This window comes from Polaromonas sp., from assembly GCF_029945925.1.
In the GTDB taxonomy this organism is placed as follows: Bacteria; Pseudomonadota; Gammaproteobacteria; order Burkholderiales; family Burkholderiaceae_C; genus Polaromonas.
This window is the reverse complement of record NZ_JAQSDN010000049.1, coordinates 1-19,142: the sequence shown is the minus strand read 5'-3', so window position 1 is coordinate 19,142 and position 19,142 is coordinate 1. Positions and strand designations below refer to the sequence as shown.

The 19,142-nt window shown below is 61.9% G+C and carries 20 protein-coding genes and 1 pseudogene; 17 read left to right on the top strand and 4 right to left on the bottom strand.

The genetic code is table 11. The features are described from left to right. The first annotated feature begins 4 nt into the window (after window positions 1–4). The gene (locus tag PSV40_RS17370) at window positions 5–832 is read left to right on the top strand and encodes a proteasome-type protease (RefSeq protein ID WP_300540115.1); all 828 of its coding nucleotides are present in this window, start codon (window positions 5–7) and stop codon (window positions 830–832) included. Between the two features lie 4 nt (window positions 833–836). Further along, window positions 837–1,667: an alpha/beta hydrolase gene (locus PSV40_RS17365; protein ID WP_300540113.1), complete on the top strand. Its 831-nt coding sequence runs from the start codon at window positions 837–839 to the stop codon at window positions 1,665–1,667. Between the two features lie 145 nt (window positions 1,668–1,812). On the opposite strand, the gene PSV40_RS17360 is transcribed toward PSV40_RS17365, so the two are convergent. After that, entirely contained in the window at window positions 1,813–2,646 is an 834-nt protein-coding gene (locus tag PSV40_RS17360) for an undecaprenyl-diphosphate phosphatase (protein WP_300540111.1), read from the bottom strand. A gap of 204 nt (window positions 2,647–2,850) precedes the next feature. Here PSV40_RS17360 and PSV40_RS17355 point away from each other — a divergent pair. The 8 genes and pseudogenes from PSV40_RS17355 to PSV40_RS17325 all read left to right on the top strand — a co-directional run. Further along, window positions 2,851–3,258 (top strand): annotated as a pseudogene (locus PSV40_RS17355) (DUF2306 domain-containing protein); the annotation flags it as partial. A gap of 54 nt (window positions 3,259–3,312) precedes the next feature. Beyond that, window positions 3,313–3,837 carry a DUF6622 family protein gene (locus tag PSV40_RS22890; RefSeq protein WP_366915046.1) on the top strand — a complete coding sequence of 175 codons (525 nt, stop codon included), beginning with the start codon at window positions 3,313–3,315 and terminating at the stop codon, window positions 3,835–3,837. Window positions 3,838–3,851: 14 nt separating this feature from the next. Further along, entirely contained in the window at window positions 3,852–4,145 is a 294-nt protein-coding gene (locus PSV40_RS17350) for a 2TM domain-containing protein (protein ID WP_300540109.1), read from the top strand. 31 nt (window positions 4,146–4,176) lie between these two features. Then, window positions 4,177–4,299, top strand: a complete 123-nt coding sequence (locus tag PSV40_RS17345; protein ID WP_300540108.1) for a hypothetical protein — start codon at window positions 4,177–4,179, stop codon at window positions 4,297–4,299. Continuing rightward, a complete protein-coding gene (locus tag PSV40_RS17340) occupies window positions 4,296–5,270 on the top strand; it encodes an alpha/beta hydrolase (protein WP_300540106.1) in 975 nt (324 codons plus the stop codon). Before PSV40_RS17345 ends, PSV40_RS17340 begins: the two co-directional genes overlap by 4 nt. A gap of 160 nt (window positions 5,271–5,430) precedes the next feature. Continuing rightward, entirely contained in the window at window positions 5,431–5,736 is a 306-nt protein-coding gene (locus PSV40_RS17335; RefSeq protein WP_300540349.1) for a 2TM domain-containing protein, read from the top strand. Then, window positions 5,733–6,776: a histidine kinase gene (locus tag PSV40_RS17330; RefSeq protein WP_300540104.1), complete on the top strand. Its 1,044-nt coding sequence runs from the start codon at window positions 5,733–5,735 to the stop codon at window positions 6,774–6,776. Before PSV40_RS17335 ends, PSV40_RS17330 begins: the two co-directional genes overlap by 4 nt. After that, complete coding sequence (locus tag PSV40_RS17325) at window positions 6,773–7,591, top strand: LytTR family DNA-binding domain-containing protein (protein WP_300540102.1); 819 nt, start codon at window positions 6,773–6,775, stop codon at window positions 7,589–7,591. Before PSV40_RS17330 ends, PSV40_RS17325 begins: the two co-directional genes overlap by 4 nt. Window positions 7,592–7,738: 147 nt before the next feature. On the opposite strand, the gene PSV40_RS17320 is transcribed toward PSV40_RS17325, so the two are convergent. Next, complete coding sequence (locus PSV40_RS17320) at window positions 7,739–9,754, bottom strand: prolyl oligopeptidase family serine peptidase (RefSeq protein WP_300540100.1); 2,016 nt, start codon at window positions 9,752–9,754, stop codon at window positions 7,739–7,741. A gap of 244 nt (window positions 9,755–9,998) precedes the next feature. Between PSV40_RS17320 and PSV40_RS17315 the strand changes: the two genes are divergently transcribed. From PSV40_RS17315 to PSV40_RS17305, 3 genes are all read left to right on the top strand, one after another. After that, window positions 9,999–10,655, top strand: coding sequence for a DUF924 family protein (locus PSV40_RS17315; RefSeq protein ID WP_300540099.1), 657 nt, complete (start codon window positions 9,999–10,001; stop codon window positions 10,653–10,655). Window positions 10,656–10,998: 343 nt separating this feature from the next. Continuing rightward, window positions 10,999–11,490, top strand: coding sequence for a hypothetical protein (locus tag PSV40_RS17310; RefSeq protein WP_300540097.1), 492 nt, complete (start codon window positions 10,999–11,001; stop codon window positions 11,488–11,490). Between the two features lie 118 nt (window positions 11,491–11,608). Then, window positions 11,609–12,202, top strand: coding sequence for a DUF3455 domain-containing protein (locus PSV40_RS17305; protein ID WP_300540096.1), 594 nt, complete (start codon window positions 11,609–11,611; stop codon window positions 12,200–12,202). 97 nt (window positions 12,203–12,299) lie between these two features. Here PSV40_RS17305 and PSV40_RS17300 read toward each other — a convergent pair whose 3' ends face one another. Further along, complete coding sequence (locus PSV40_RS17300) at window positions 12,300–12,758, bottom strand: hypothetical protein (protein ID WP_366915044.1); 459 nt, start codon at window positions 12,756–12,758, stop codon at window positions 12,300–12,302. Window positions 12,759–12,906: 148 nt separating this feature from the next. Here PSV40_RS17300 and PSV40_RS17295 point away from each other — a divergent pair, with 148 nt between their 5' ends. Genes PSV40_RS17295 through PSV40_RS17285 form a run of 3 tightly spaced genes read left to right on the top strand, consistent with a single transcriptional unit; the run spans window position 12,907 to window position 17,674 of the window. Then, a complete protein-coding gene (locus PSV40_RS17295) occupies window positions 12,907–15,003 on the top strand; it encodes a glutamine--tRNA ligase (RefSeq protein WP_300540094.1) in 2,097 nt (698 codons plus the stop codon). Further along, a complete protein-coding gene (locus PSV40_RS17290; RefSeq protein ID WP_300540092.1) occupies window positions 14,991–17,429 on the top strand; it encodes an NACHT domain-containing protein in 2,439 nt (812 codons plus the stop codon). Before PSV40_RS17295 ends, PSV40_RS17290 begins: the two co-directional genes overlap by 13 nt. Beyond that, the gene (locus tag PSV40_RS17285) at window positions 17,426–17,674 is read left to right on the top strand and encodes a hypothetical protein (RefSeq protein WP_300540090.1); all 249 of its coding nucleotides are present in this window, start codon (window positions 17,426–17,428) and stop codon (window positions 17,672–17,674) included. Before PSV40_RS17290 ends, PSV40_RS17285 begins: the two co-directional genes overlap by 4 nt. Window positions 17,675–17,692: 18 nt before the next feature. On the opposite strand, the gene PSV40_RS17280 is transcribed toward PSV40_RS17285, so the two are convergent. Continuing rightward, complete coding sequence (locus tag PSV40_RS17280) at window positions 17,693–18,124, bottom strand: SOS response-associated peptidase family protein (protein WP_300540089.1); 432 nt, start codon at window positions 18,122–18,124, stop codon at window positions 17,693–17,695. A gap of 69 nt (window positions 18,125–18,193) precedes the next feature. Between PSV40_RS17280 and PSV40_RS17275 the strand changes: the two genes are divergently transcribed. Further along, window positions 18,194–19,142 (top strand): Tar ligand binding domain-containing protein (locus PSV40_RS17275; protein WP_366915043.1); only part of this gene is annotated, 949 nt, incomplete at its 3' end.

Below are 19,142 nucleotides of genomic sequence, written 5' to 3'. Positions count from 1 at the left end.
CTTCATGACTTATTGCGTCGCCATCAAACTCAACGCCGGCCTGGTGTTTCTTTCCGACTCCCGCACCAACGCGGGGCTGGACCAGATCAGCACCTTCCGCAAGATGATCATTTATGAAAAGCCGGGCGACCGTTTCATGGTGCTGCTGTCGGCCGGCAACCTGTCGATCTCGCAGTCGGTGCGCGAGATCCTGCAGATCGAGCAGCTCAAGGACCCGGAAGGCGGCCCGCCCATCACCATCTGGAACGCCAAAAGCATGTTCGACGCGGCACGTGTGCTGGGCGCCGCGATCCGCCGCGTGCACGAGCGCGATGCCGACGACCTCAAACACGCGGGCGTCGAGTTCAACGTCTCGCTGATTTTCGGCGGCCAGATCCGCGGTGAAGGCATGCGCCTGTTCCAGCTCTATTCGGCCGGCAACTTCATCGAAGCCACGCCGGAGACGCCCTATTTCCAGGTCGGCGAATCCAAATACGGCAAACCCGTGCTCGACCGCGTGATCACCCCCGAAACACCGCTGGACGAAGCCGCCAAATGCGCGCTGGTCTCGATGGACTCCACGCTCAAGTCCAACCTGTCCGTCGGCCTGCCGCTGGACATGGTGGTCTACGAAGTCAACTCGCTGCAAAGCGACAAGGTGGTCTGCATCGACCATGAGAACCCCTACTTCCGCATGCTGCACGACAACTGGGGCAAGAAGCTGCGCCAGGTTTTTGACAGCATCGAAGACCCGATGTGGACCGGCGGCGAAACGCAGGTGCCGCTCTTGACGCCGCTGACACGCAACCAGCCCCTGAAAAAAATCACCTCGCCCGAAGAGAAACTGATCTAACACCGTGCCCGCCTCCCCCAAACCCCTCATCATTTTTTCCCACGGCAACAGCTTTCCCGCGAGCACCTACGGCGTGTTGTTCCAGGGGCTGCGCTCGCGCGGCTTCCAGGTCAAGGCGATTGAAAAATTCGGCCACGACCCGCGTTACCCGGTCACCAGCAACTGGCCGAACCTGGTGCAGCAGCTCGCCGACTTCACCAGTGAGCAGGTCGAAAAAACCGGCCAGGCGGCCTTTCTGGTGGGCCACTCGCTGGGCGGCTTCCTGAGCCTGATGTGCGCCGCGCGCAACCCCGTGCTCGGCGGCCTGCCGGTGCGTGGTGTGCTGCTGATCGACTCGCCCATCCTGGGCGGCTGGCGTGCCGCCGCGCTGAGCGTGGCCAAACGAGCGCAGCTGGTCGGCTCGATTTCGCCCGGCGCCATCAGTCGCAAGCGCCGGCACGAATGGCTGGGCCAGGCCGAAGTGCTGGCGCATTTCCGCACCAAAAAAGCCTTTGCACGCTGGGATGAACAGGTCCTGCTCGACTACATCGAACACGGCACGCACGATGCCGGCGGCCAGCGCCTGCTGAGTTTTGACCGCGACGTGGAAACCGCCATCTACAACACCCTGCCCGACAACCTCGAGGGCCTGCTCAAGCGCCATCCGCTCAAGTGCCCGGTGGCTTTTATCGGCGGGCGCCAGTCAGCCGAGATGAAACAGGTGGGCATGGCCATGACCGAGAAGGTCACCAAAGGCCGCATCATGATGCTCGACGGCAGCCACCTGTTCCCGATGGAAAAACCCGTGGCCACGGCGGCGGCCATCGAGGCGGCCCTGCACAACCTGATGGACTGAGTCAGCTGAATTTGTCATTGCGGGCTTGACCCGCCACCCATGCAGCGCGGGCCAATGCAGTGGAACATGGGGCATGGATCCCGGATCATCAGGTCCGGGATGACAGGCAAGGAGGGGTAACCCCCGGCGCAGGTGAACGGAAAATTCAGCCCGCCCAGGTGACCCAGCCCATCTGCGCCGTCACCAGCACCACCACACCGAAGACGATGCGGTACCAGGCAAACGGCACAAAGCTGTGGGTGGCGATGTAAAGCAGCAGCCAGCGAATGCACAGCCAGGCGCTGACAAAGGCAAACAGCAGCCCGACGCCGAACATCGGCAGGTCCGCCGCCGACAGCAGGGCGCGGTCCTTGTACAGGCTGTAGGCACCGGCACCGATCAACGTGGGGATCGCCAGGTAAAAAGAAAAGTCCGTCGCGGCCTTGCGCGACAGGCCCAGCAACATGCCGCCGATGATGGTGGCGCCGCTGCGGCTGGTGCCGGGCACCATGGCCAGGCACTGCACCAGGCCGACCTTGAGTGCATCCATCATGGTCATGGCCTCGACCTCATGGATGCGTGCCGTGGCCGGGTTGGTTTTCTGGCGCCGCTCGGCCCACAAAATGACAAAACCGCCGAGGATGAAGGTGCTCGCCACCACCACGGGCGTGAACAGGTGGGCCTTGATGGCCTTGCCAAACAGCAGGCCCAGCAGCACCGCCGGCACAAACGCGACCAGCACATTGAGCGCAAACTGCTGCGCCTGCCTTTCGGTGGGCAGCGCCACCAGGGTGTCGCGCAGTTTTTGCCAGTAGACCAGGATGACGGCAAAAATGGCGCCGGTCTGGATCGCAATGTCAAACACCTTGGCCTTCTCGTCGTCAAAACCCAGCAAGGCGCCGGCAAGAATCAGGTGGCCGGTGGAAGAAATGGGCAGGAACTCGGTCAACCCCTCGACGATGCCCATGACGGCAGCCTTGATCAGCAATGTGATGTCCACGCGCGCTCCAAAAAATATGGGCTGATTATCGCTGCCGGCCCGCTGCCCCCGACGCGCGGCGGGCGCCGGGCCGGCGCTTTTCGCGTCCGCTGGCTGCAACTGGCGGCGCTGCTCCTGCATTTCGTCGCAAAGCCCTCGCGCCGGCGCGGCCGTCCCGGCAAAGTCCGGCTCACCTTGTTTTCACCATGTAGACCGGAGAACACCATGCAAATGTCCCCCACCATCGCCGTCCACATGACCGCCGCCCTCGGTGCCACCCTCGTCGGGCCCCTGGCCCTGTGGGCACGCCAGGGCCGCACCCAGCGCCCGCGGCTACACCGCGCCTTCGGCTACGCGTGGGTCACACTGATGGTGGTCACCGCCGTGTCTGCTCTGTTCATCCGCGATTTCAATCTGCCCAACATTGGCGGCTACACCCCCATCCACCTGTTGGTGCCGGCCGCCTTTGCCGGAATGTTCGGCGCGTTCTGGTTCCTGGCCCAAGGCAACATCGCGCGGCACCGTCGCTACATGCTGATAACCTATGCCAGCGCCAGCCTGGTCGCCGGCGGGTTCACCTTGCTGCCCAACCGCTACCTCGGCAACCTGGTCTGGGGCCAGTGGCTGGGCCTGATTTCCCCCCACAACCAACCGCCCCAGGGAACATCCGTGATTGGCCAGATCCTGATGAACACACCGCTGTGGGTCTGGGGCCTGCTGGCCGCCCTGCTCGTGCTCGGCTGGAGCCAGACCCGCAGCCGCAGCGTGGGCCTGGCCCGCATCACCGTGCTGCCGCTGGGGCTGGGTGCCTTCTCGCTGTACGGCACCGTCTCGGCCTTCGGCGCTTCGCCCACGGTACTTGGCAGCTGGCTGGCCGCCACCGCCTTGCTGCTGCTCATCGTCACCCAAATGCCGCTGCCGGCCGGCGCACACTACGACAGCGCCAAACGCCGGTTCCAGCGTCCGGGCAGCTGGGCGCCGATGGTACTGATCATGGGTATCTTCCTGACCAAATACATTGTTGGCGTGAGCCTGGTGATGCACCCGGAACTGAAAGCCAACGCCACCTTCGGCCTGGCCGCCGGCACGCTTTACGGCGTCTTCAGCGGCATTTTTGCCGGCCGCTCCCTGCGCCTGATTCGCCTGGCGCTGAGACCCGCAGCCGCCCCCGCCCACCCCGCCCACCCCGTCCTCCCCGTCCTCAACGCCTGAAAAAGGAGATCACCATGAAGGCCAGCACCCCGCAAGACAAAAACCTCGAGCACCTCGCCCGCAAGCGCGCGGGTGCCAAAATCGGCTGGTACATCCACGCCACCGTTTTTATCGCCGTCAACCTCATGCTGCTTGCCCTGTCCGCGCTGAGCGGGCGCCACTGGGCGGTGTACCCGGCCTTTGGCTGGGGCATCGGCCTGGCTGTACATGGCGCGGTGGTGTTTCTGGTGGCGGGTGGCGCCGGCCTGCATGAACGCCTGGTGCAGCGGGAACGCAAACGCCTGTCGCTGCAGCGCGATCCGTGGTGAACTGGCAGCACGCGATGACAGACAGCACACCATGAAAACATACCTGACAACCTGCGCGCTTTGGCTGGGCGACCCGCCGGGCTTCGACCGCAGCCAGTTGCCCGGCGTCGACCACAAGATCACCGCCTTTTTCCTTAAACACCTGCTGCCATGACCAAATTCATCACTTTCACTGCTTTCGCCGCCTTCGCCGTGGTGGCCCTGTTGTTCCTCGCAATCGCCGCCGCGATAACCTTCGGCGGGCCGGCGCCGATCGCGCCGCTGGCCAGCATCAACGAACCCTTTGCGAAGGTGGACTTCAGTGCCGTGCCGCCCGCGCGGTCTTATGTGGCCCGTGACGGCACGTCCCTGGCCTGGCTCGACTACCCCGCCGCAACAGGGGGCCAGGGCACACGCCGCATCGTGCTGGTGCATGGCTCGTCGGCGCGCGGCCGCTCCATGCACGCGCTGGCCCAGGCGCTGGCCGCGGCCGGATTCAGGGTGGCCGCACTCGACATGCGCGGCCACGGCGACTCGGGCCCGCGCGGGCAGGCCGCCTACGTGGGCCAGCTCGAGGACGACGTGGAAGATTTCATGCGCGCCGTGCCGCACACAGGCCCCAGCACCCTGCTGGGTTTTTCTTCCGGCGGCGGCTTTGTGCTGCGTTTTGCGGGCGGCGCGCGGCAGGCCCTGTTTGACCGCTACGTGTTGCTCTCACCCTACCTGCGCTATGACGCGCCCACGGCGCGCCCCGGCAACGGCGGCTGGGCCTCGGTGGGTATGGCCCGGCTGGTCGCGCTGCATGTTCTCAATCGCGCCGGCCTGACCGCCTGGAATGACCTGCCGGTGCTGAACTTCGGCCTGGACGACGCGGCCCGCCCCCAGCTCACGCCCTCGTATTCCTTCACCCTCGCCACCAGCTTCGGCCCGCATGACGACTACCTGGCCGACATCCGCGGCGTCCACAGCGCGCTGCGCATCGTGGTCGGCAGCGACGACGAGCTCTTTCGCGCCGAGCAGTTTGCAGCGGTGTTTGCCGCGGCCGGCCAGAGTGTGCCGGTCACCCTCGTGCCCGGCGTCAACCACATGGGCCTGACGCTGGACCCGCACGCCTGGCCGGCCATCATCGAGGCTTGCCGGGCCTGAAGCCGCACCTGCCCCGTTGAGACTGCCATCAACCATCAATCATGACACCCGACTTGCTACCGTTCGTCCTGAGCCTGTCGAAGGGCTTCGCCAGGCTCAGCCTGAACGGTGTAGTGTCGCGAACCAAGAAAAACATCAATAGAATGATTTCCTTCCCATGATGCCTACACCGCCCCTGTCCGAAGACATCGAACGCCTGGCCCACAAGCGCGCGGGCGCCAAGCTGGGCTGGTATGTCCACGCCGCCCTCTACCTTCTGGTCAACCTGGTGATCTTCGCCATGTCGATCCACGGCTTCGGTAGCCGCCCCTGGTCGCTGTTCCCGCTGCTGGGCTGGGGCCTGGGGCTGGTGCTGCATGGCGTGTCGGTGTTTGTGCTGGGCAACGGCAGCGGCCTGCGCGAGCGCATGGTGCAAAAAGAACGCGACCGCCTGCAGCGCGAGTTCGGCGACGGCCCGCAGCGATGAACATCGACTGGACCTCCAAGCTGCGGCACCTGCTGCAGGTGACGGCCTTCGCGCTGGTGATCGCCGCCCTCCAGTACGCCTTCATGCCGGAGCGGCCCTGGGGCCCGCCGCTGGTGTATTCGCTGCTGATTGCGGGCATCACCTGGGCCGGCATCGACATCGGCCGCCACCTGTTCCCCTCGAGCGCGGAAACCGGCTGGCCGTCCGGCTGGGCCGGCCTGGTGCTGGTGATAGCCAGCATCGTGCTGGGCTACCTGCTGGGCACGACCATCGCCGACTGGCTGTGTGACTACTATGGCTGGTACACGCCCGGCGCCGGCCACAACAACAGCAGCCAGTTGCGCAACTCCATCCTGATCACCGCGCTGGCCGGCATTGCCGGCAGCTTTTACTTCTACTCCATCAGCAAAAGCGCCTACCTCATCCGCAAGATGGACGAGGCCCGTCAGCACGCCAGCGAGGCCCGGCTCAAGCTGCTGGAAACCCAGCTTGAACCGCACATGCTGTTCAATACCCTGGCCAACCTGCGCGCGCTGATCGCCACCGACCCGCCGCGCGCCCAGGTCATGCTGGACCACATGATTGACTACCTGCGTGCCACGCTGGGCGCTTCGCTGAGCGCCACCCACACGCTGCAGGCCGAGTTCGACCGCCTGCGCGACTACCTGGAGCTCATGCTCATCCGCATGGGGCCGCGCCTGTCCTACACGCTGGAGCTGCCCGCCGAGCTGGCGCAGCATCCCGTGCCCACGCTGCTGCTGCAGCCGCTGGTGGAAAACAGCATCAAGCACGGGCTGGAGCCCAAGGTCGAAGGCGGGCACATCACCGTCCGCGCCCGGCGCGAAGGCGCGGCACTGGTCCTCGAGGTGCTGGACACCGGCGTCGGCCTGTCGGGCGCCGACAAAGACCACGCGGGTTTCGGCATGGCCCAGGTGCGCGAGCGGCTCAGCAGCACCTACGGCGCCGACACTGCTATCGAATTAGTAGCTGCCAGCGCAGGTGGTACAAGGGCCAGCGTCCGATTTCCCTTCAAACCATGAACATCCACCCGGCCACGGCCCTGATCGCCGAAGACGAACCGCTGCTGGCCCAGGCGCTGCAGGCCGAGCTGGCACGCGCCTGGCCCGGGCTGCGCGTGCTGGCCACGGTGGGGGATGGCGCCTCGGCCGTGGCCCAGTCGCTGCAACTGCTGCCCGAGGTGCTGTTTTTCGACATCCGCATGCCGGGCCTGGGCGGCCTGGAGGCCGCGGCCGAACTGGCCGACGACTGGCCGCAGGACACCCCGTTTCCCGCGCTGGTGTTTGTCACCGCCTATGACCAGTACGCGGTGCAGGCCTTTGAAGCGCAGGCGGTGGACTACCTGCTCAAGCCCGTGCAAGCCGGGCGCTTGCAAAAAACAGTGTCAAAAGTGCAGCAAGCCCTTGCCACACGGGCGCAGGCAGCTATGAATTCAGGAGCACCCCTGGACACCGCTCTGGACCAGCTGCGCCAGCTGCTGGCCGCCACCCGGGCACCGGGGCCCGAGAGCGGCCCGCTGAAGGTGCTGCAGATCAGCGTGGGCACGACCATCCGCATGGTGCCGGTGGGCGAGGTGGTTTATTTTGAAGCGGCCGACAAATACGTGCGCGTGCTTACCGCCGATCACGAGTACCTGATACGTACACCGCTGAAAGACCTGCTGCCCCAGCTGGACACACAAGCCTTCTGGCAGATTCACCGCGGCACCGTGGTGCAGGCCGGGGCGATTGACGCGGTCAGCCGCGACGAGACCGGCAAACTCACACTGAGCCTGCGCGCCCGGCCGGAAAAGCTGGCGGTCAGCCGGCTTTACAGCCCGCTGTTCCGGGCGCTGTAGCGCTGCGCTCGCCGTTAGCAGCCGGGCTGCATCCAATGCTGTTCGTTCAAGCGCTGCCATTCCGTTCGGGCTGAGCTTGTCGAAGCCTGGTGGCACTGAGCCCCTTCGACAAGCTCAGGGCGAACGGTCAAGCGAACAACAAAGGGGTCACCTCGGCATCAACTGGTAATAGTCAAAACCCGCGCTGCGCCCGCCCAGGCAGCCGGCCAGCTTGTCCTCGATGGTGCGCCACATGGCCAGCCGGTTGCGCCACTTCGAGATGCTGTGGCCCTCGTCGGCAAAAAGCAGGTATTCCACCGGGCGGCCCAGCTTCTGCAACCCGGCCACCACGTCGTCCGAGTCCTGGCGCAACACGCGAACATCGTTGCCGCCGTGCACCACCAGCAGCGGCGCGGTGATCTTGTCCAGGTGCGTGATCGGCGAGTTCGCCAGCATCTGCGCGCGGTCTTCGGGCTTGTTCACGTCGCCGTAGAAACGGGCAAACATGTGGCGGTTGCGCCAGAACGGCGGCCAGTTGTCCACCACACGCGGCCAGTTCGCCACGCCCACCACGTCCACGCCGCAGGCGTAGTCATGCGGCTTCTGGATCAGCTGCGCCAGCACCGAAAAGCCGCCGAAGCTTGCGCCCATCACCGCCAGGCGTTTCGGGTCGGCCACCTGCTGGTGGATGGCCCACTGCACACCTTCGGCAATGTCTTTTTGCAAACGGCCAAAATATTCACGTTCACCGGCCCACATGTGTTCGCGCCCGTAGCCTGCCGAGCCGCGGTAGTTCAGCGTCATCACCGCGTAGCCGCGGTTGGCCAACAACTGCGACGCGTCAAACACCGCCGGGCTCCAGCTCTCACGCACCCAGGGGCCGCCGTGGATGGACACCACCATGGGCACCGGTCCCTTGACGCCACGCGGACGAATCAGGTAGCCGTGGATGGTGCGGCCATCAGAAGCCTTGAACGAAAACGGCTCCTCCTTCGCCAGCACCGAGGCCGCTTCACGCTGCAGCGGGTTCAGCCGGCTCACCTGGCCGGTGCGGCGGTCCAGCAGCAACTCGGCCGAATCAAAGTGCCCCACGCTGCGCAGCACCACACGCTGCTGGTCTTCGGAAAAGCCCTGGGGGCGCGTGATCACCGGCTGGTCCGGCAACAAGCCGGCCGCCAGCGCCTTCTTTACGGAAGCCTGCACGTCGGCTTCCATTGCCGCGTCCAGGTAACTGATGCGCGGCATGTCGGGCTCGAACACATAGGCCAGCGGCCCGCCACGGGTGCCAAAAAACGCCCGGCCCAGGTCCACCTGGTCGTGCGCGGCCACCACCCGCTCCTGCCCGCTGGCCAGGTCCACTTCAAGCAGGGCTGTCTTGTCGCGCCCAATGTTGGACGTCACCCAGGCCTTGCCCGCCACGGTGTCCACCCGGTTCATCCAGTAGTGGTCAAACCCGCCGACGGTCTTGAACGTGCGCCAGCTGCCATCGGGCTGCAGCAGCTCAACGGCCACACCCGAGCCGTCGGCGCGGCCAAGTTGCCGTGCGCGGCCGACCAGTTCGCGGTTGACGCCAAGCATCCAGCTCGTCACGCTGCCGTCGCTGCGCGCCACCTCTTTGAAACTGCGGGTCTGCGCGTCGCCCTCGTACAGGTCCAGTGTCGATTTGTCGCGCCGGTTACTGGCAAAGAAAAATTTCGCGCCGTCAAAGCCCGAGCGCCCCAGATACTCCGAGCGCACGCCGCGCCACGGCGTGACCGCCCAGGGCGCAAACGTCGTGGCCTGCGTGTCCTGCACAAACAGCTGGGTGTTTTCATCGCCGGTCGGGTCCTTGCTGTACAGCATGTGCCGGCTGTCCGCCAGCCAGGTGTGCGTGCCGCCGCCGCGCCCCTGGTTGCCAACGGCATAAGTGGTGACGGGGCTGCCTTCAGCAATCTGGCGCACAGCCAGGCCGCCATCGGTCCCGACTGTTTGCCGCCACATCAGGCGCTGCCCGTCGGGTGAAAGCACAAAGCCCGCGGCAAAGTCGATGTTGGCCACAAAGCGGCGCACCGGCAACAGCGGCGCCAGCTCGCCGCTGCCTTGCGCAGCCGCCAGGCCGGAGTGGGTGGGTGCCGTGGTGCAGGCCCCCAGGGTGAACAAAACCAGCGCGGCGCCCAAGGCGGCCGGAATTCGAAGGAAAGACATGGGACCCCCTGCTTGTTTGCCTGTTTTTATCCCGGCCATCATAGCGGCCGGCGCGGATTCAGCGTGCTTGCCAGTGGCATCAACCACCGCGGCGAAGGCCGGCAGGCATGCACCACAACGAGATCGGTCAACCGGGTCCTGGCCTGCGTTGACTTGATAAAAAAACTATCGTACGACCGCATGTAAAGTCAGCAGTCCAGGGCCATGGCAACACCTCGTCCCCGCCTGCCCTTACCCGCCGCCCATGCCCTCTTCAACGCCTTCCACGCCCTCCACGTCTTCCTCCCCATTCCCGACTTCCGCCTCGCCCGACCTGGTCCTCGACTTCTGGCTCGGCGACGGGCTCACGCTGGGCTGGCCCAGCCAGGACATGGGCAAGCGCTGGTTTAACGGCGGGCCTGAACTCGATGAGGAAATCCGCCGGACATTTGGCACGCTGGTCGAGCAGGCACTGGCCGGTGGTCTCGCCGGCTGGGAGGCGCAGCCGCTGAGCCGGCTGGCGCTGGTGATCCTGCTCGACCAGTTTCCGCGCAATATCTTTCGCGGCAAGGGCGAGGCCTTTGCCGGCGACGAGCAGGCCCAGCGGCTGGTCAGCGAAGCACTCGCGCAGGGCCTCGACGAGGCCCTGCCCTGGGTGGGCCGCGTCTTTTTGTACATGCCGCTCACCCACGCCGAAAACCTGGCCCTGCAGGAAGAAGGCGTGCGCCGCTTCAGCGCGCTGGCTGCGGCCGTGCCCGAGGCGCACCGCGCCAGCGCCCAGGGCTCGCTGGACTTTGCCGTCAAGCACCGCGACATCGTTGCCCGCTACGGCCGTTTTCCTCACCGCAATACCGCGCTGGGGCGCACCAGCAGCGCACTGGAATTCGAGTTCCTGAAAATCGGCCCGCGCTTCGGGCAGTGAGCATCGAACACCGCGCCGCTGCACCGCCCGCGCGGATTCACGGGCAACGCGCTGGCGGGGCCGGCTTTGACAGCCTTCAGGCCATCGCGTTTTTGGCCCGCAGGCCCTGGGCGCGACGTCCTACAAATGCTTACATCTGTTGCAACCGGAACTGGTCGTCAGCCCCAACCAATAATGAACCAGACCTTCCATGAGACGCATCCCCACCTGCCAGCCGGGAAAGCCTCAAACCATGGGAGACCGTTGTTCCACGCCGCGCTGTGCGCTGTCTCGCGCAAGGGGCGGCTTCCTACAGCACCCGGCCCGAACCTGCGGTCTGATGGTCGGCAAGGAGTAACCTGAAATGAGAAACACGCACCCTATGTTTCGCGCGATCAGCCTGACCATCGGCCTGACCTTGCTGGTAGTCACCGGCACGGCGGCCATGATCGCTGCTTTTTCAGGCCCTGCCTCCGCCCCCCGCGCGTATGGCGCTTACGACCAGCCGGTGTTGCTCGCTCCCCTGCCTGATGTTGCGCAAGCCCTTTTGCTGGCGGGCGACGATCACCTGCTGTACCAGCGCGTGGCCCGCGCCGACGGAACCTGGGTCTGGGAATTGACGCCAGCACCGAAAGCCACCCTGGCCCAGGAAACCCGCAGCAGCGCCGTCCTGGCCATGCACCCCACCCTCACCTTGGATGCGGCGGGCTTCAGCCGTGTCAGTTACAGCCTGCAGGCCAAACCCGGCGGCTTCAGCAAGACCCTGAAAAACTGCAACAACAGTGCCGTGACCGGCCAGGGCGCCAAGCCCAAAACCCTGGCCGCGTATGACATTTCCTGCAGCACCCTGGGCTGAAAAGCCTCTGACGCCGGTCGCGGGCAGGACAAATCGCGCTGACGCGCGGGGGTTTTCCCGTACGACACACCCCATGATCATGGGGTGTACTAGGGCAAGCTCACACTCCGGAACCTTCGTGAAAACACTCTCCCGCAGCAATTTCTCCGTTAGCCGCCTGTCGCGCAGCCTCAGCCTGTTTGTGCTTGTCGGCAGTGCCGCCCTGCTGGGCGCCTGCGGTTACCGCCCGCTGCAGCCTTACAACACCCAGCAAGACCTGCCCGAGGCCGTTCGTGTGCCCGAGGGTCACCAGGCCGTGCTGGAAGCCACCAGCAACGGCAGGCTGTTGTACGAATGCCAGGCCGTCAAACGCGCACCTTATGAATACGAGTGGCTGTTGAGAAACGCCAGCGTCGACCTGACCGACACTTACGGCGGCGCCATCATGCACAAGCCCGGTGCACGCGCGAGCTGGGTCCATCGTGATGGCTCCAGCGTCATGGCCCGCGAATTTTCCGAGGTGCCCAACGGCAGCAGCAACCTGCCGCTACAGCGTTACAACGCCCACTCTTCCGGCGTGCCCGGAGCCTTGCACAACATCACTTATGTGCAGCGCCTGCGCACCGTGGGCGGCTGGGTATCGACCACCCCCTGCACCTCGGCGCAGCTGGGCATGCGCAAGACCATACCTTACGAGGCCGACTATATTTTCTGGCGCGCCAGGGGCTCCTGAAACGCCGCCCCCAGCACTTTTGGCCACGGCCGCCCACAAAAAAGCCCGCAGACCTGAGCCTGCGGGCTTTTTTTTGGGTGGGTGGGAAGCGGCGGGTTCAGCGGCCGTAATAGCCTGACCCCTGGTTTTGCACGTAATAACCGCCCTGGCGATAACCACCGCGGCGGTCATCATCACCGCGGCCATGATGGCCATGCCGCTTGTGCCAGCCATGGGGGCGACCGTAATACACCGGGGCGGGCTGCACGTAGACAGGGCGCGGCTGGTAATACACCGGTGCCGGCTGCATGTACACCGGTGCAGGTTGCACATACACAGGACGGGGCTGCATATAGACGGGCTGGGGCTGCACGTAAACCGGCTGTGAATACACCGGGTAGGCATTGGTCACGCCGATCTGCGCGCCCGGAAGCACCACACCCACGGAAAACTGCACGTCGCTGCGGGCATGGGCACCGCCGGCAAACCCCATCGCCGCAATGGCAAGGGCGGCAGCGGCGCCGGCCATGAGCATCGGCTTGCGGGACGGTGCGGCTTGAACGGTTGTCTTGAGCATTGCTTTCTCCTTGTACTGGGCAGAAAAAGCCCATGTAGGTATTAAACGCAGCAGCCGGGTAACGGCCTACCGCACGCACAGTGAAGAGCGTAGCCAAAAGTAACGCCCCCACTGGGCCGGCCAGTGGCAACGCCCTAGAATCAACCAAATGAACGCCCCTGCAGACAAAGAACCCCACAAACCCAGCAATTTCCTGCGCCAGATCATCGAGCATGACCTGGCCGCCGGCACCTATTCCGGCCGCAAATGGGGCGGCAGCCCCGGCGACGCCACCCACCACGCCGCCGGCCAGCCCGACACCGCGCGCATCCGCACCCGCTTCCCGCCCGAGCCCAACGGCTACCTTCACGTGGGCCACGCCAAAAGCATCTGCCTGAACTTCGGCCTGGCTCGCGACTACGGCGGCGTGTGCCACCTGCGTTTTGACGACACCAACCCCGAAAAAGAAGACACCGAATACGTCAACAGCATCATCGATGCCGTGAAATGGCTGGGGTTTGACTGGCACGCCCCGGTCAACGGCGTCGCTACCGCCCACCTGTTCCAGGCCAGCGACTACTTCGACTTCATGTACCGCGCCGCCGAATACCTGATCGAAACCGGCCACGCCTATGTGGACGAACAAAGCGCCGACGAAATGCGCGCCAACCGCGGCGATTTCGTCAAGCCCGGCGTGGACAGCCCTTTCCGCAAACGCACGCCCGCCGACAACCTGGCGCGTTTTCGCGAAATGAAGGGCGGCAAGCTCGCCGACGGCGCCGCCGTGCTGCGCGCCAAAATCGACATGGCCAGCCCCAACATCAACATGCGCGACCCGGCGATTTACCGCATTCGCCGCGCCACGCACCACGCCACCGGCGACCAGTGGTGCATTTACCCGATGTACGCGTTTGCGCACCCGATCGAGGACGCGCTGGAGAACATCACCCACAGCATCTGCACGCTGGAGTTTGAAGACCAGCGCCCGTTTTACGACTGGACGCTGGAGCGCATCGTGCCCATCCTGCGCGCGCCGCAGTTTGCACAAGCGCGCGAGCTGGTTGAAAAGATCGAAGGCCAGGGCCTGGAAGCCGGCAAGGAATTTGCCCTGCACTGCCACAGCCGTGCCGACAAGCTGTTTGCCAGCGAGGCCGAGGCGCAGATGCGCGCCATGTTTGTGCGCTGGGAGCACAACCCCGACGCCGTGCTGCACGACCTGCCCGCGTTTTTTGCGCTGCTCAAAAAGGAGGTGGCCCAGTTCACGCCGCTGCTCGAACATGCGCTCGACGGCGAACGCCCCAACCTCTTCCTGCTGCCGCACCAGCACGAGTTTGCCCGGCTCAACCTGACCTATGTGCTGACCAGCAAACGCAAGCTTGCGCAACTCGTCAACGAAAAACGCGTGAGCGGCTGGGACGACCCGCGCATGCCGACCATCGTCGGCCTGCGCCGGCGCGGCTACACCCCCGAGGCCATTCAATTGTTTGCCGAACGCATAGGCGTGACCAAAAGCGACAGCTGGATTGACTACAGCACGCTCGAAGGCTGCCTGCGCGACACGCTGGACCCAACCGCCCCACGCGCCATGGCCGTGCTCGACCCGGTGAAACTGGTGCTGACCAACTGGGACGAGGTCATGGGCGCAGGCAAGCTCGACGACTGCACCGCCCCCGTGCACCCGCACCACCCCGACATGGGCACGCGCCACTTCAAGATCGGCAAGGAAGTGTGGATTGAACGCACCGACTATGAAGAAACGCCACCCAAAGGTTTCTTCCGCCTCTTCCCCGCACACACCAATGCCAGCGGCCAGGCGATTGCGGCCAGCAAGGTGCGTCTGAAATACGGCCACGTCATCGAATGTGTGGGCGCGACCAAAGACGCCGCCGGCAACATCACTGAAGTGCAGGCCAGGCTGATCCCCGACACCAAGAGCGGCACCCCCGGCTCCGACAGCGTCAAGGTCAAGGGCGTGATCACCTGGGTCGGCGTCAACGACGCCGTGCAGGCCGAAATGCGGCTGTACGACCGCCTGTTTACCCAGGCCCACCCCGAGGCGGACGGCAAGGACTTTCTGGAGAACCTGAATCCGGACAGCCTGAGCGTGGTGACGGCTTATGTGGAGCCTTCACTGGCGAGTGTTGAAGCCGGACAGCGTTTTCAGTTTGAGCGGCATGGGTACTTTGTCACTGACTTGGTAGATCACGCGGCGGAGAAAGCGGTGTTCAATCGGGTGACGGGGATGAAGGATTCTTGGGGGAAGTAATTGCGCCCAAGCCACATGCTTTTTCAGGCTTGATTTTTGAGATAGAAGCGCTGCATACCAGCGCTTTTTTACGTCTACATAAAAGGGAACTCATGGACTTCGAATCAAAAAGAATTCTTGTAGGCGCCATCACTGACGAAGTGAATGTGCTTCATCCCCTCTTAAGCCACCTGCTTAGAAATATAAATGACGTAACTCACGTTGAATACACGCACGGAACTAACGAAAAGGGAGCTGACTTTATCGTCACTCGTCGCGATGATGCACTTAACACTATCCACCACATTGGGATTGTGGCGAAGGTAGGAAAGATTCTTCAAAACTTCGATGATGTCGCGCGGCAAATCGAAGAATGTCAGCAACCAAGAAGCGTGCATGGAGGAATGGCACAGGTTCGACTTAGCGAAGTTTGGGTTATTAATACGTCTTCAATTAGCCGGAATGCAGAAGACAAAATTCAAGACAAATATCGAGCCCAAAAAATAACATTTGTAGATGGTGAGAAGTTAACGGGGCTGATTGATAAGTATGCCGAGTACTTCTGGTATGACGTCCCAACAAACGTCGGCAGCTACTTGCAGGACCTATCGACCCGTTTGACCAACCTAGATGCGGAACTCAGCGTGCTCAAAGGTCTTAATTGCCCAGACTTTTATATTTCTCCAGAAATCCAAGAGTTCAGCAGGCCAACATACTCTAGGCACGCTAGACCACATAGAGCCCGTCTCGTTAACTTTCAGGAAGTCGTCAGGAAGGAGACCGTCAGCTTTCTTGAAGGTGACATGGGATATGGAAAATCCAAAACCGCAAGGGCAATCTCTCTTTACTACACAGCTCCAGAGCGATTCAAACAGTTTGGTGTCATTCCAGTTTTTATCTCATTTCGCGCCTTCTCTGACGGCGGAAAAACACTTGCGGAAATATTACTCGCGGAAACAAAGGACTACTTCAGCATCTCAGCTTATCCCAGTTCCGAATTCCTATTCGTTCTCGATGGCGTTGATGAAGCGATAAAAAAAGGCTCGAACTGGCAGGAGCGTCTTCAAGCAGCGATTAAGGAAGCGAAAGCAACCTCCAAATTTCATCTACTGCTGACGTCACGGCCGCTTCGGCTTCTAGATGAACCTACTAGTGCGTACGCCGGATCAAGTCGCTACGAACTTAAGCCGTTAAGCTTATCTAAGCTCATAAATTTTGTGGAGCAGGCCTGCACAAACATGTCGCTACCTAAACGACTATTTGAGGATTTGCAGAAATCTGACTTGTTTAAGCAACTGCCGCAAAGTCCTATTGCCGCAGCGCTTCTTTCTCGACTAATTTCTCAGAACACGAATGATTTGCCGTCAAACTTAACCGAGCTATATGCCAAATCAATTGAAAATTTACTTGGGCGATGGGATATAGATAAAGGCGGATGCACCGAAAAAGAATATCGGGATGCAGAGCGCGTAGTTCTTGTTGTCACAACTTACATGGTTGAAAACCAGCTCCCACACATGAACTATTCGGAGGCGGTGGGGCTGATCGAACAATGGCACAAAGACAGGAATACAAACGTATCTCTAGACGCATTAAAAGAACGTGTGTTCTTTAAAAGCGGAATTTTTATAGTGGATGAAGAGCAGCAGCTTCTTTCATTTCGTCATCGTTCCTTTGGGGAATTTCTGTTTGCTCTTTCATCTCAGCGAAACAATAAACCTCCACCAATACAGAGCTCCTTCAATCCATACTGGGTCGTTCCCCAATACTTCTACACTGGATTATTAGGGGACTGCAAACAGCACCTTCACGATCTGCTATCTCATGAGCCAAAAAATGAAACTGAGTCTTGGTTAAAAATTCTTTTCATGCCCGACTATTTTTTAGCTGGCTATCAAACCCCTTATTCAATAGTTGAAGACAACTTATACAAACTCTTCCTAGATGCAGCAAACCTCTTCAATCGCATTCGAAGCGGTGATACAAAGACCAAGCTTGCAGAGCTCCCCGAAATGCATTTGCTTTGGTTTTTCCAGCGCCTGATTCGGGACTGTTTCGAGTACGAGTATTTCAGGAAGTCAATCACTACGACGCTGCTAAAGATCGACGGGGAAATTGCGGATCCAAAAATTAAAGAAATCGCACTTTTCTTCGCTTCATGCTATGCAGCACAACTCGGTGACGCCTCCGGTTTCGAATTTTTGTTGAAGCACCATCCTACCGAGAAGTTACAGTTATCTGTAGCATTAGCAATCAAACTTGAGCAGGAGACGAACAAGGACTTCACAAAATTAGGAATTCTTAAAACTCACGACAAAAAGCTTCAACTGCTTTTGGCGGGAGGAAAAGATCACAAGCTGCTAAATGGCCTGGGGGCATCCAGAACGCTGGATGATCTTTTTGAGAAGCCCGTCAAGTCAAGAAGAATCGAAGGCAACCCATCATGAAAAAACTCAACGTAACTATCCAGCTCGAAATGTCCGTTCCCGACGATTGGGAACTGGCTGAAACCTCCGAAGGCACGCCGGTGCTGAAGATGCCCGATGGCCGCTTCATGGACCTCGCGATCGAGCCGCTGTTTGCCACCAACCCCGACGAGACCTGGAGCAGCACCGAGGACGAAGACCAGCTCAACGACATCCTCGACATGGTGGAGAGCGAGGGCGTGAGCTACGAGTTCGTCACCCCCTGAAGAAGAAGCCGCCGCGGTTCAGCGGCTTTTCTCAACCGGATTGGCCGTCAGCCAGTTGGCCGGATAAGCCCGCATGAACTCCCTGGCTTTCTCGGGGCGGGCGCTGAGCCAGGCATCAAGAGCGCCCTCGTTCAATATCGCCAGCATGCGTTTTTCGTTGCCGGGCTGCTGGTAGCGGCTCATCAGGGCGTGGCTGTTGGCGTTCACCGTGAGCAGGGTGTAGCTGATGATCACATCGCCGTCGGCCCCCGTCCAGCTCTCCCACAAATCAGCCCCCCATAGGCTGGCCTCAAGTTTTTGGCGCAACTTGCCGTTATTCAATAAGAGGCACCGGCAAGGCCCCAGCAGGGGCTTCCAGCGCGTCGGCTGGTTTTTGCGCCCCGGCTGCTGGGGCCAGTGAATGCGAAGCGTTTGAAGTCCTGCGTATCCCGCCTGGGTGGATTGAACCATTTAAATGGCATCGACCGCCACCGAACCGCCACAGCTCTTTCTGTGAAATTAAAAAAAGGGAAGTGCACCATGAAACTCCGAACCAAGATGATTTCCGTGATGGCGCTGGTCTGCGTCTGTTTCACCTTGGCCATTGGTGTGGCGCTGGTGGGCATGCAGAACGCGAAAAGCCAGTTCGAGAACTTTCTCCAGCAGGACCAGGCCTTGCTTCAAGCCGGCAGCAATCTGTATGCCCAGGGCTTGCAGATGGGGCAGGCATTGCGCAATATCGTGCTCGACCCGGCGAATAAAAAGGCCCAGGAAAACCTGGACGCTGCGAGCGACGAATTCAAAACCTCTTACGAGGCGGCGCTGTCCCTTTCAAAAGGGGATGGGGCCACCTTGGGCATCCTGCAGAAGATCGGCGATCTGCGTGACAAGCAGGCGCTGCTCCAGAAGCAAATTGCCGGGCTCGCCCAGAGTGATTCCAATGCCGCCAAGAGCCTGCTGAACACCGTAGAAACACCCGTCTGGCGGGACATACGCGGGCGTCTGCAGGAGTTCATCAAGGCAAAAAACAAGGCCGCCAAAAGCACCGAAGCAGAACTGCGCCGGTTCACACAACAGATGCTGCTCATCAGTGTGGTGATGGCGGGCGTGGCCATCCTGCTGGGTGTCGGGATCACCTTCTGGCTGACCCGCGATGTGATGAAACAACTCGGTGGTGAGCCCGACTACGCGGTGGCTATTGCGAGCAGCATCGCTGCCGGCGACCTGACGATTGATGTGCAGACCCGCGCAGGTGATCAAACCAGCCTGTTGTTTGCCATGAAACAAATGTGCAACAGCCTGGTTCGGGTGGTCGGCGAAGTCCGCAGCGGCACCGACACCATCGCCACGGCAAGCAGCCAGATCGCCGCCGGCAACCACGATCTTTCTTCCCGCACCGAAGAGCAGGCCAGCTCCCTGGAAGAAACCGCAGCGTCGATGGAAGAGCTGACCAGCACCGTCAAACAAAACGCCGACAACGCCCGCCAGG